Genomic DNA, 12,074 nt, shown 5'->3' with positions numbered 1-12,074 from the left:
GTCGGGTTGTCTATGCTCTCTAGGACCACCTTGCAGACGAGGGCTGTATGGACGAGCCTACTGACAACAAACCACCCACCTTCTGGCAGATGGTGCACAGCGTCATGGCAGCGGCTTTTGGTGTACAGAGTGGCAAGAACCGCGCCCGCGACTTTACCCACGGCAAGCCCAGCCACTTTGTGCTGCTGGGTATCCTGTTCACCGCGGTGTTTGCCTTGACCCTGTTTGGCATCGTCAAGCTGGTGCTGCACCTGGCCGGGGTTTAACGCAGCAACAGTTGCAGGCTGAATGGGTAACGGTAGGACGCGGGCTTGCCCACCGCTGACAACGCGCGAAAATCCACCGATGGCAGGGGGCCCGATAGCCGGCGTGCCTGGGCGGCGTCGATCAACTGGAACAACGCCTGCTGGCGGTTGCGACCGCCACGGGCGCCGATATCCACCCCCTTGGCCTCATCATGGATCAACACCATTGCCCAGCCACCCAGGGTGAAATGTCCCGCCACCAGGGTACTCAGGCGCCCATCAAGGCGTGCCGCGAGGATCTGAGGTGAGCTGTTGGCCGCACTGAACAACACGTCTTTGCCGGGGACGCGGCCAGTGTCTTGCAGGGCCTGCATGGCACCCAGCGCCATTTCATCGTTGGCCGACCAGACCAGCGCGGTCTGCGGGTAGCGCTTGAACAGTTGGCTGGCCTGCTCGAATGCGCGCTGGCGGCTCCACTCACCGTACACCAACTGGCGCAGGCGCACTTCGGGGTGCTCGGCCAGGGCACGCTGCATACCCTGTACCCGCAGTTGCGCGACCGGCGTGGTCTTGGCGCCGGAAAACGCCAGCAGGTCAAGTGTGGTGCCCGGAGCGACCGGGCCGTGCTGGCGCATCAAGTCGGTGAGCATCAGGTAGCCCGCCTGCTCGTCGTCGGCAACCATCGTGCCGATCAAGCCGGTATCGTTGTAGGCGTCCAGTAGCTGCACCTGGTCGGGCGTCAGCGCGTTGCTGACGATCAGTAACTTCACTCCGCTGCCTTGGGCCATGCGCATGATCTGCGGGGCGACGTACTGTTCATTGACCAGCACCAGGTAATCGGGCCGTTCAGTGCCCAGCAGTGCCTCCCGCGCATGGGCCAGGGTGGTTTGGTTGTCGCGCTCGGAATAGCGCACGCGCAAATCCAGGCCGAGGTCCTTGGCACCGGCCTGCATGAATTGCGCGTAACTGACCCAGAAGGTTTCCGAAGACCGGCCAGGGTTGAGAAACACCACCGACGCAGCCTGGGCGATTGCCCCGTACGCCGACCCCAGCAACCACACACACGCCATCAGAACCTTCAACATGGTTGCCTGAACCTTGAATATAGAGCGCCATGATAGTGGCAATTAGATATTCAATCGACGCTCAATCAACCTGCTGCTTTACTGGTGGCTAACCCAGAACACGGCGGTTCCCACCACCAGGATGATCAAAAATAAAATGGCCCAAGCGTCCACGGTACTGTCGGGTTTACGGGCTTTGGTGGAATTGCTCATCGCATCGCCTCTTGTCGGTTTTATAGGTGACTGCACTCAGACTCGATCACAGTAAAGACCACACTTGTCCCCATGACAAATGTGGGTATGGCGATAACGGTTCTCATTAGTCAGTTTGGTTATTTACATATACCCAAACATCACTTTTGCGCATATACGCAAACTGGTATCGTGCGCCGGCTCCGTTGGGAGTGCGCGGCCGTGCGCGCAGATTTGCCGAGAACAGGACCTATATGTACGTATACGACGAATACGATCAGCGCATCATCGAGGACCGCGTCAAGCAGTTCCGTGATCAGACCCGACGCTACTTAGCAGGTGAACTGAGCGAAGAAGAGTTCCGCCCTCTGCGCCTGCAAAATGGCCTTTACGTTCAGCGCTTTGCGCCGATGTTGAGGGTGGCCGTACCCTATGGCCAACTGACGTCGCGCCAGACGCGGATGATGGCCAAGATCGCCCGCGACTTCGACAAAGGCTATGCCCACATCAGCACCCGCCAGAATGTGCAGTTCAACTGGCCGGCCCTGGAAGATGTGCCGGATATCCTGGCTGAACTGGCGACTGTGCAGATGCACGCCATTCAGACCAGCGGTAACTGCCTGCGCAACGTGACCACCGACCAATTTGCCGGCGTCGCTGCCGACGAGTTGATCGACCCACGGCCGTGGTGTGAAATCGTGCGTCAGTGGACCACCTTCCACCCTGAATTCGCCTACCTGCCGCGCAAGTTCAAGATCGCCATCAATGGCTCGACTTCCGACCGTGCGGCCATCGAAGTGCACGACATTGGCCTTGAGCCGGTGTACAACGCCGCCGGTGAGCTGGGCTTTCGCGTATTGGTCGGCGGTGGCCTGGGCCGTACCCCGGTGGTCGGCGCCTTTATCAACGAGTTCCTGCCCTGGCAGGACCTGCTGAGCTACCTCGACGCCATCCTGCGGGTCTACAACCGCTACGGCCGTCGCGACAACAAGTACAAGGCCCGGATCAAGATCCTGGTCAAGGCGCTCACTCCTGAGGTGTTTGCCCAGAAAGTCGATGCCGAAATGGAACACCTGCGCGGCGGCCAGACCACCCTGACCGAAGCCGAAGTACACCGCGTCGCCAAGCACTTCGTCGACCCTGAGTACAAGGCCCTGAGCAATCAGGACGCCGAGCTGGCCGCACTCGACCAGCAACACCCAGGCTTCGCCCGCTGGCGCACGCGCAACACCCTGGCGCACAAGAAGCCCGGCTATGTGGCCGTGACCTTGTCGCTCAAGCCTACCGGCGTAGCGCCAGGCGACATCACCGACAAGCAACTGGACGCGGTCGCCGACCTGGCCGAGCGCTACAGCTTCGGCCAGTTGCGCACCTCCCACGAGCAGAACATCATTCTTGCGGACGTTGAACAGAGCCAATTGTTCACCCTGTGGGGCGAGTTGCGCGAAGGCGGCTTTGCCACGCCGAACATCGGCCTGCTGACCGACATTATCTGCTGCCCGGGCGGCGACTTCTGCTCCCTGGCCAACGCCAAGTCGATCCCGATTGCCGAGTCGATCCAGCGCCGTTTCGACGACCTGGACTACCTGTTCGACATCGGCGAACTGGACCTGAACATCTCCGGTTGCATGAACGCCTGTGGTCACCACCACGTCGGCCACATCGGCATCCTGGGCGTGGACAAGAAAGGCGAAGAATTCTACCAAGTGTCCCTGGGTGGCAGCGCCAGCCGCGATGCGAGCCTGGGCAAGATCCTCGGCCCATCCTTCGCCCAGGAAGCCATGCCGGAGGTGATCGGCAAGCTGATCGACGTGTACATCGAACAGCGTACCGAAGATGAGCGCTTCATCGACACCTACCAGCGCATCGGCATCGACCTGTTCAAGGAGCGTGTCTATGCAGCGAATCATTAAGAACAACGCAGTCGTCGACGAAACCTGGCACCTGCTGCCCAAGGACGCGAGCTTCGACGGCATCTCCAACTGCGACGACCTGATCGTGCCGCTGGCACTGTGGCGCGAGCACGGCCACGCGCTCAAGGCCCGCGACGGCGGTTTGGGTGTTTGGCTGGACGCCGATGAAGAAGCCGAAGAAATCGGTGATGATGTGCAGCACTTTCAGGTCATCGCCCTGAACTTCCCCGCCTTCACCGACGGGCGCAACTACTCCAACGCACGCCTGCTGCGTGACCGTTATGGTTACAAGGGTGAACTGCGTGCCATTGGCGACGTGCTGCGCGACCAATTGTTCTACCTGCACCGCTGCGGGTTCGATGCCTTCGCCTTGCGCGCGGACAAAGACCCGTACGAAGCGCTGGAAAGCCTCAAGGATTTCTCGGTGACCTATCAAGCGGCCACCGATGAACCTTTGCCGCTGTTCCGCCGCCGCTAAGCTCCTGTCCCTGTAGGAGCGAGCTTGCTCGCGAAAAACCTGAACGATAACGCTGACATCCTGAATGAACGCGTTGTCCTCGAGTTTTTCGCGAGCAAGAACTAGGCGTCCCCCTCGCTCCTACAGCTCCATCGCCCGTCAATCCTGTGTGATCGACTCCCGCTTGACATTAAAGTTAACTTTAAGCTTAGCCTGAGACCTCCCCTGCTCAGGAGTTAACCCATGTCACCGTTCGAATCGCTGCAACTGCCCAACGGCCAAGTCATTGCCAACCGCATCGCCAAGGCCGCGATGGAAGAGAACATGGCGGATCTGCATCAGGCGCCGTCCCAAGCACTCAAGCAGCTGTACAAGACCTGGGCCGACGGTGAGCCCGGCCTGCTGCTGACCGGTAACGTGATGATCGACCGCCGCGCCATGACCGGCCCTGGCGGTGTCGCGCTGGAAAACGAACAACACCTGGCCAGTTTTCGTGAATGGGCCGACGTAGCCCGAGCCAAGGGTGTGCACTTCTGGGTACAGCTCAGCCATCCGGGCCGTCAGACCATGGCCAACCTCGGTCAACAAGCGTTGGCACCCTCGGCTATTGCGCTGGATGTGGGCAGTTTTTCCAAGATGTTCGCCAAACCCAAGGCCATGACCGAAGACGACATCCAGGACGTCATCAAGCGCTTCGCCACCAGCGCCCGCCTGGCCGAGCAAGCCGGGTTCACCGGCGTACAGATCCACGGCGCCCATGGCTATTTGTTGAGCCAATTTCTCTCGCCCTTGAGCAACCATCGCACCGACCGTTGGGGCGGCTCCCTGGAAAACCGCGCACGCCTGCTGCTGGAAGTCATCCGTGCCGTGCGGGCCAATGTCAGCCCTTCATTTTGTGTGTCGGTGAAGCTCAATTCCGCAGACTTCCAGCGCGGCGGCTTCGATGAGACCGATGCGCGCGCAGTAGTGGAGATGCTCAATACACTGCCGATCGATTTGCTTGAGTTGTCCGGCGGCAGCTATGAAGCGCCGGCCATGCAAGGTGAGGCGCGGGACGGTCGCACCTTGGCCCGTGAAGCCTACTTTTTGGATTTCGCCACACAAATGGCGCGCATCGCCACCATGCCACTGATGGTGACCGGAGGTATTCGCCGCTTGCCGGTGGTCCAGCAAGTATTGGACAGCGGCATCGCCATGGCCGGCATCGCCACCGCCCTGACCCTGGAGCCGCAACTGATCAAACAGTGGCGTGAAGGTCGCGACCTCAACCCACAACTGCGGCCCATGGAATGGAAGCGCAAACCCCTGGCCGCCCTCGCCACCCTCGCCGTGGTGCGCGACCAAATGCGCCGTCTGAGCCGCGGCCGTCTGCCCAACCCCAACGTTGCGCCCTGGCTGGCATTGGCCTGTGACCAGTGGTTTATCGCGCGGCGTACGCGGCAATACCGCGCAAGCATGAAGTCTTAGGCTGCGAGCGAAATCCTGCGTTGCCTGACTACCCGAGCACTATCGTTGATAGTTTCATTCAAAGAAAACCCAATTAAGCGCATTGAAAAAGAGATATTTCTTACATCCAAGAACCACGAAACGTAGCGAACCCGTCCGACATGACATCGCATAACCCCGAAGTTTCTAATAGCAGTACTTTTAGAACAGGGTTTGCCCAATGTCGTACACAAAAAATCCCCAAGCCCCACAGCCTCTTACTCCCCCCACCCAAGGAACCAGGCCGGAGACTCCGGCCTTGGTTGACGTCCTCTCGCAGTTATCGGATCCCGAATTCGACATGCGCGGCGTGGCCTGGAACCCGCTTTGCGATGCCGCCACGCCGCTGATAGGCCTGGTCATTCGAATACGCCGTCTGACCCAGCATGATGATGTACCTGCGCTGTACCAAGCCGTACGTAACCACATCACTGCAATCATGGAGGAAGTCAGCCAGCTCGACTACGACCCCGGCATGCTCAAGGCTTACTCCTACAGCCTTTGCTTGTTGGTGGATGAGGTGGTGATGGGCACGCCATGGGGGAGATCATCAGAATGGAGCCAAGACTCGCTGCTAAACGCCTTTCACCAGGAAACCTGGGGCGGGGAGCGATTCTTCATCGTGATGAACAACATGATTCCCGAAGCAGCCAGGTACCAGCATGTGTTGGAGTTCATGTACCAGTGCCTGATCTCAGGCCTTAAAGGCAAATACGGCGCCCATCCCAAAGGTGATGATGAAATCCAGAAAATCATCGACCTGTTGCACGGCCTGTTGCGCCCGCTGCGCGGCGAAACACCCAAGCGCCTGACCGACCCGCTGACCAACATCGCGCCGCGCAACTATCGGATCAAACGGGTCTGGCCGTTGTGGACGCCGTGGGCCATGGCCGCCGTGGTGCTGATAGTCGCCTACACGTTCTATTCCATGCGCCTGAACGCTCTCACTCAGGAAGTGCTGGTATCACTGAACAAGATCCTCGCGCTATAGCGCCCAACTCATCAATAGCCGATCAGGAAGGACGCCATGCCCCGTCAAAGCGACCTGCGTTTCACGTTCGAGCCCTTGAAAGGCGAAGCCTTCGATGTGGTGTCTTTCACGCTTGAAGAAAGCCTGTCCCAGCCGTTCAAACTGCAATTGGAACTGGCCAGCCACAACGCCGCCATCGACTTCAATAACGTGCTCGACCTGGCGGGGCTGTTCACGATCTGGCGCGGCGAAATGCCGGTGCGCTACGTACACGGCCTGGTCAGCCTGTTCACCCAGGGCGACACCGGCTTCCATCGCACCCGCTACACCGCCATCATCGAACCGACCCTGGCGCGTTTCGACCTGCGTTCCAACTGGCGCATTTTCCAGGGCCAGACCGTGCCCGACATCATCACCAGCGTGCTTGCCGAGCACCGACTGACCGACATCCGCCGCGAAATCTGCTTCGATCACCAACCCCGCGAATACTGCGTACAGGCCGGCGAAACCGACCTCGATTTCATCGCCCGCCTCGCCGCCGAAGAAGGCCTGCTCTACACCTTCGAACACCGCGACGACGGCCACACCCTCGTCCTCACCGACCGCGTCGGCGGCCTGGGCACCATCGGCACGCACAAAAATTGCCCCGTGATCTACCAACCCATGGCCGGCGGCGATGCCACAGAACCGGCCTTGACCCGTTTTCACTACACCGAACAAGTACGCACCGCCCGCCAGGTACAACGCGACTACACCTTCACCCACCCGCGCTACGACCAACAGCACACCGCCACCGGCGACCAGGACCTGAAAAACCAGCACAAGGACTACGAGCGCTACGACTACCCCGGACGCTACAAACGCGACATCGCCGGCAAACCCTTCACCAAAACTCGGCTCACCGCCCTGCGCAATGACGCCAAACTGGCGCACCTGGCCGGTGACGACGCGCGCCTGCAACCGGGGCTAGCGTTCGACCTCAACGAACATCCCCGCGAAGACTTCAACGACCGTTGGCGCACCATCGCCATCACCCACGAAGGCAAACAGCACACCAGCCTGGAGGAAGAGGCGTTCGGCAGCGACCACGGCACGTCTTATGAAATGACCGCCACCGCCATCCGCTGGACCTCGGACTGGAAAGCCCCGCTGCGCGACAAACCCTGCATCGACGGCCCACAGATTGCCACGGTGGTTGGGCCGCCAGGGGAAGAGATTTATTGCGATGAATGGGGCCGGGTGAAAGTGCAGTTTCCGTGGGATCGCGCTGACAAAAACAACGACCAGAGTTCGTGCTGGATTCGTGTGGCACAGGGTTGGGCCGGTGCGACCTGGGGCGCCATGGCCATTCCACGTGTGGGTCAAGAGCTGGTGATCAGCTATTTGGATGGCGATCCTGACCAGCCCATCGCCACGGGCCGTACCTACCGCGAGACCAATCTGCCGCCGTACCAGTTGCCCAAGCACAAGACGCGGATGACCATCAAGAGCCAAACCCATAAGGGTGCAGGCTTCAACGAGCTGCGATTTGAGGATGAGTTGGGCCATCAGGAGGTGTTCATCCATGCCGAAAAAGACAAAAACGTCCACATCAAGCACAACAACACTACCTTCGTAGGAAACGACCGAAGCGAACAAGTCGGGCATGACGAGCACATCGAAATCGGTCATGACCGCAGCGAACGAGTGGGCAACGATGAAGACATTGCTGTCGCTCAAGACCAGCATCTGCAAGTGGGCCGTGATCGTATACACACTGTAGGGCGCAACCACCACATCGACATCGGTGGAGACCGCGTCGAAGAAATTGCCAACAATCGGCATGACAGGATCGCCGCTGACCACCAGGTGCAGATCGGCGGCAATGCTGAACAATCAGTACGCAACCATTACCGCCTCTGCGCAGGACAGCGCATTGAGCAAAAAACCCGAGTGTTCGATGTTGCATCGAACGAGCGCCTTATTCTGCGAGCGCCCGGCGGCAGCATCACGATTGATGGCAATGGCATCACGCTCGATGGACTGGCCATCAGAATCAAAGGCCCTGTGACCACAGATCCGATCGGAACGGGTAACCCACTCGGCACTCCACAACTGCCTGCCCTACCGCCGGGACCGTTCCTGGGGCGCTACACGTTGCTCAAGAACGACCAACGTGCCTTCGCAGGCTATCGGTATCGCATCACCGATGGCACGGCGCTGCTTGCCGAAGGGCGCACCTGCCCCTTGGGTGGCACTGAGTGGACGGTGACGCCGGCAGCCAAACCCGTGCAGGCCCATAAGGCAATCATGCGCGACGATCAGCAAATCACCGAAACGTGGGCCCCCTACCTGATGGCCCTTGATGATCAAGGCACCCCCGTTGAGGCCAAGGCGATTTTCCCCGACGACTTTCTGGATCAACACAGTGGAGACCTCGACTGATGCCAGGCCCACTAGCTCCAGCCGTCGCGCGGATCATCGACGGTGCCTATCGCACCTATCGGGCAAACCAGGCTTTTGAGAACAGCAGAACCGCCGCCGAACTGGCCCAACTCGCGGTGGAAATTGCCGAGCGCAGGAAGCAGATCAAGGAAACCCTTCGCGTCACCATTGAAGCAATGACCCGCGAGATCGAGGTCAAGAGTTCCACCTTTGCCGTGGTGGATCGCGGCGGTAATAGCACAGTTTCTCGACGAGGCCAGGAGAACATCACGTTCAAGGAATACATCGAACGCAAAGTGCCCTTTCGCCCGGCGATCAGCCAAGTCTGCACCGTTGCGCTGCAAATGCCGATCAAGGTACCGCGCCGTATTCGCAAGAAAATTGCCGGCGATACGGTACCGACCACCATCGAGATCGCCCTCAAACAATTTACCGCCTCGTTGTTTTTTGAAGCCGTGGATGAGGCACTGGAGTGGCGCAGCCCGCTCAAGGCCGAACCCAACTACAACGGCAACAGCAAGAAGGCGTTGTTGGGCGAGCCGGTTACGCGGCCCAAACGGTTCGGCAGTGCCGTGCAGCCTTTTTGGCCACGGCCGAAGGGTTTGCTGGCGCCCGATCTGGTGGTGGTTGAGTACCGGCAAGAGCCGTTTGAAACCGAGAATGTGTTTGCGGCGGTGGAGATCAAGTTCCCGGGTGATTGGGCAGTTTCAAAACAAATGAAAAGGTACGTGACCCTCATGACACCTGAGACGGGAATAAATCCGGCGAAAATTGGCAAGGAAAAAGTGGCGTTGCTTAGGGTTCCGGAAGACTGCGTGGGTTTTAAAGCAGAAGAGAAGAATTCCTCGATGAAAGGTAATAAAAATAGGAGGTAAGCGTGAGCACTATTCATAGACTGTTTAACGAAGAAGAGCGTGATGAGTTTATTGCAGAGCTTAAGGAATGGCCCAACACCGATTGGGGTACAGATGAGGTCGCCCGGCATAGCGTAAGCCCGTTCATCAGCTTCTACTTCCCCCCCAACTCCGACAACCAAGTCGATATCGCCCTGCTGATGGTTGATATTCACGAAGCCTTCGAACGCCTGCTTGGTCATCCTTACACCATGACCATGCACGAAGACACAGATCGTCCGCACCCTTACCCCGAGGAGGAGTTCGACCTTCGCATGCAAGCGATGGATGTCGATGCAAACGATTACTTCGAATTCTGGTTTACCGACGAAGCAAACCATGCCAGTTCACCCACAACATCGGGCCATTTCTGGCGTAGCAGGCACGAAGGTACCGGGAAAAAATCGGCTTACTCCTGGGTTGTTTTCTATTACCGCTGGCAATGGTGGCAGGACAATCGCGATGCCTGGCGACAGTTCGTCCTCAAGACCATTGACCTGCTCAAGGCTCACCAGGTCTACAGCGGCTTCGCCATGGCCAATCCAATGGAATATGGCACCCGGGCGGAAGTCACTACCTGGGAGCGAGCGCTTATGCCAGCTTTCTACGGACTTGATATCGAATATGCCTATGGCATGGACGACGAATTGCCTAACGGCATCCGCCCGCCCACTTGGGCCTTCCTGCTCGCCGATCACTGGCGAGAAAAGCTCGACCTGACCCGCGAACAGGTACGTAGCGCACTCGCTCACCCCCGCATCAACGTCATCGAACTGCACAGCGGCCAGTGGATTGAGCTGGGCGAACAGCCCAAGTTGTACCCTGTCGAACTCGGCGTGCCGGAACTGCCCATGCTCTTGAACAGACTGCTCAAGCCCATCCGTTACGACGATCTGGGATTACTCGGCTTCGGCCAATGGGACGGTGATCCGAATGAGCGCTTTACCGACGCCGACAGCCGCCGCTGGATGGCACGTTTCGATACCGACAGCGACTGGCCCACGCCAGCATCGCGATTGGGCACACCCAAGCCAACGGCTCCCGCGCAAAACTCTGCGCCGCTGAGCATCATTGCGGGCATGCCATGCACCCAAGCCGGCTGGTGGCTTGTCCCGGGGGTCGCTGATTCACGTCGCGAATTCAAGCAAGGCGAAATCCTGCCCGTGCTCACCTCGCAACCCAGTGAAAGGCTGACGCTTTGGCAACGCGACTCCGACCAAACGCCCCCGGAACCCGCCCGGCACGCCAGCAGCCACGAAGCCGCTCCCCGCGCCGGCCGCTGGGAAATGGAGGCGGATCGCTGCGTGGAGTGCACCGTCCGGCTGAACGAACGGCTGCCGTTACATCAAGGCCAAAAGGTGCGCTGGTTATGGACGGTCAGCGGCATGCGCGCCCGTAGCGGGGAAACCTGCCCATATCCGGGGAAATGGGTGTGTGACTACAAGCCCGGTACCGAGCGGCTATTCGATTACGCCGCCCTGATGCCGCACGTGGACGGTGAAAAAGTTGTCTGGCGCTGGTTAGGGCTGGTGCAGCGATGAGTGTTGACTGATGCCTGGTCCTCTAGCCCCTGCCGTCGCGCGGATCATCGACGGTGCCTATCGCGCCTATCGGGCAAATCAGGCTTTTGACAACGCCCAGACCGCCGCCGAACTGGCCCAACTTACTGTGGAAATTGCCGAGCGCAGGAAGCAAATCAAGGAGACCCTTCGCGCCACCATTGAAGCAATGACCCGCGAAATCGAGGTCAAGAGTTCCACCTTTGCCGTGGTGGATCGCGGCGGTAATAGCACGGTTTCTCGGCGAGGCCAGGAGAACGTCACGTTCAAGGAGTACATCGAGCGCAAGGTGCCTTTTCGCCCGGCGATCAGCCAAGTCTGCACCGTTGCGCTGCAGATGCCGATCAAGGTACCGCGCCGTATTCGCAAGAAAATTGCCGGCGATATGGTACAGACCACCATCGAAATCGCCCTCAAGCAATTTACCGCCTCGTTGTTTTTTGAAGCCGTGGACGAGGCACTGGAGTGGCGCAGTCCGCTCAAGGCCGAACCCAACTACAACGGCAACAGCAAGAAGGCCTTGTTGGGCGAGCCGGTTACGCGGCCCAAACGGTTCGGCAGTGCCGTGCAGCCTTTTTGGCCACGACCGAAGGGTTTGCTGGCGCCTGATCTGGTGGTGGTTGAGTACCGGCAAGAGCCGTTTGAAACCGAGAATGTGTTTGCGGCGGTGGAGATCAAGTTTCCGGGGGATTGGGTGAGAGAAGAACAACTCGATCATTACGTGCTGCTCATGACTCCGCAAACAGGCATCAATCCGAACAAGGTTGGCAAGGAGAAGGTTGCGCTTTTAAGGGTGCCGGAGGATTGCGTTGGCTTTGACGCAGACAAGAAGAAATCTACTCCCAGTGAACAAGCAAGGAAAAAGAAATAAA

10 protein-coding genes are annotated in these 12,074 nt (G+C 59.1%); 9 read left to right on the top strand and 1 reads right to left on the bottom strand.

Features of this window, described 5'->3' with window-relative positions:
• Positions 1 to 47: 47 nt before the first annotated feature.
• A complete protein-coding gene (locus TX24_RS05435; RefSeq protein WP_003190718.1) occupies positions 48 to 266 on the top strand; it encodes a DUF2970 domain-containing protein in 219 nt (72 codons plus the stop codon).
• Here the strand turns inward: TX24_RS05435 and TX24_RS05430 are convergent.
• On the bottom strand, positions 263 to 1,330 hold the full coding sequence (locus tag TX24_RS05430; protein ID WP_034135398.1) for an ABC transporter substrate-binding protein: 1,068 nt from the start codon (positions 1,328 to 1,330) through the stop codon (positions 263 to 265). The two genes, TX24_RS05435 and TX24_RS05430, sit on opposite strands and share 4 nt — an antisense overlap.
• A 425-nt stretch (positions 1,331 to 1,755) precedes the next feature.
• Here TX24_RS05430 and TX24_RS05425 point away from each other — a divergent pair, with 425 nt between their 5' ends.
• From TX24_RS05425 to TX24_RS05390, 8 genes are all read left to right on the top strand, one after another.
• Entirely contained in the window at positions 1,756 to 3,414 is a 1,659-nt protein-coding gene (locus tag TX24_RS05425) for a nitrite/sulfite reductase (RefSeq protein ID WP_003190712.1), read from the top strand.
• The gene (locus TX24_RS05420; protein ID WP_003190711.1) at positions 3,398 to 3,892 is read left to right on the top strand and encodes a DUF934 domain-containing protein; all 495 of its coding nucleotides are present in this window, start codon (positions 3,398 to 3,400) and stop codon (positions 3,890 to 3,892) included. Before TX24_RS05425 ends, TX24_RS05420 begins: the two co-directional genes overlap by 17 nt.
• Before the next feature lie 222 nt (positions 3,893 to 4,114).
• Positions 4,115 to 5,338, top strand: coding sequence for an NADH:flavin oxidoreductase/NADH oxidase family protein (locus TX24_RS05415; RefSeq protein ID WP_057709850.1), 1,224 nt, complete (start codon positions 4,115 to 4,117; stop codon positions 5,336 to 5,338).
• Between the two features lie 277 nt (positions 5,339 to 5,615).
• Entirely contained in the window at positions 5,616 to 6,347 is a 732-nt protein-coding gene (gene icmH / locus TX24_RS05410) for a type IVB secretion system protein IcmH/DotU (protein ID WP_407071383.1), read from the top strand.
• Positions 6,348 to 6,383: 36 nt separating this feature from the next.
• The gene (locus TX24_RS05405) at positions 6,384 to 8,750 is read left to right on the top strand and encodes a type VI secretion system Vgr family protein (RefSeq protein WP_057709849.1); all 2,367 of its coding nucleotides are present in this window, start codon (positions 6,384 to 6,386) and stop codon (positions 8,748 to 8,750) included.
• Positions 8,750 to 9,625 carry a hypothetical protein gene (locus tag TX24_RS05400; protein ID WP_057709848.1) on the top strand — a complete coding sequence of 292 codons (876 nt, stop codon included), beginning with the start codon at positions 8,750 to 8,752 and terminating at the stop codon, positions 9,623 to 9,625. Before TX24_RS05405 ends, TX24_RS05400 begins: the two co-directional genes overlap by 1 nt.
• Positions 9,626 to 9,627: 2 nt before the next feature.
• The gene (locus TX24_RS05395) at positions 9,628 to 11,184 is read left to right on the top strand and encodes a type VI immunity family protein (protein WP_057702845.1); all 1,557 of its coding nucleotides are present in this window, start codon (positions 9,628 to 9,630) and stop codon (positions 11,182 to 11,184) included.
• Positions 11,185 to 11,194: 10 nt separating this feature from the next.
• Positions 11,195 to 12,073 carry a hypothetical protein gene (locus TX24_RS05390; protein ID WP_057709847.1) on the top strand — a complete coding sequence of 293 codons (879 nt, stop codon included), beginning with the start codon at positions 11,195 to 11,197 and terminating at the stop codon, positions 12,071 to 12,073.
• Position 12,074: the final 1 nt, after the last annotated feature.

Origin of the sequence: Pseudomonas lactis (genome assembly GCF_001439845.1) — a bacterium.
Taxonomy (GTDB): Bacteria; Pseudomonadota; Gammaproteobacteria; order Pseudomonadales; family Pseudomonadaceae; genus Aquipseudomonas; species Aquipseudomonas lactis.
This window is presented reverse-complemented; position numbering and strand designations above follow the sequence as displayed.

What these genes read in the sequence shown, in the direction of transcription:
- TX24_RS05435 (WP_003190718.1), top strand. Translation starts at nt 48, where the DNA reads ATGGACGAGCCTACTGACAACAAACCACCCACCTTCTGGCAGATGGTG.
- TX24_RS05430 (WP_034135398.1), bottom strand. Translation starts at nt 1,330, where the DNA reads ATGTTGAAGGTTCTGATGGCGTGTGTGTGGTTGCTGGGGTCGGCGTAC.
- TX24_RS05425 (WP_003190712.1), top strand. Translation starts at nt 1,756, where the DNA reads ATGTACGTATACGACGAATACGATCAGCGCATCATCGAGGACCGCGTC.
- TX24_RS05420 (WP_003190711.1), top strand. Translation starts at nt 3,398, where the DNA reads ATGCAGCGAATCATTAAGAACAACGCAGTCGTCGACGAAACCTGGCAC.
- TX24_RS05415 (WP_057709850.1), top strand. Translation starts at nt 4,115, where the DNA reads ATGTCACCGTTCGAATCGCTGCAACTGCCCAACGGCCAAGTCATTGCC.
- TX24_RS05405 (WP_057709849.1), top strand. Translation starts at nt 6,384, where the DNA reads ATGCCCCGTCAAAGCGACCTGCGTTTCACGTTCGAGCCCTTGAAAGGC.
- TX24_RS05400 (WP_057709848.1), top strand. Translation starts at nt 8,750, where the DNA reads ATGCCAGGCCCACTAGCTCCAGCCGTCGCGCGGATCATCGACGGTGCC.
- TX24_RS05390 (WP_057709847.1), top strand. Translation starts at nt 11,195, where the DNA reads ATGCCTGGTCCTCTAGCCCCTGCCGTCGCGCGGATCATCGACGGTGCC.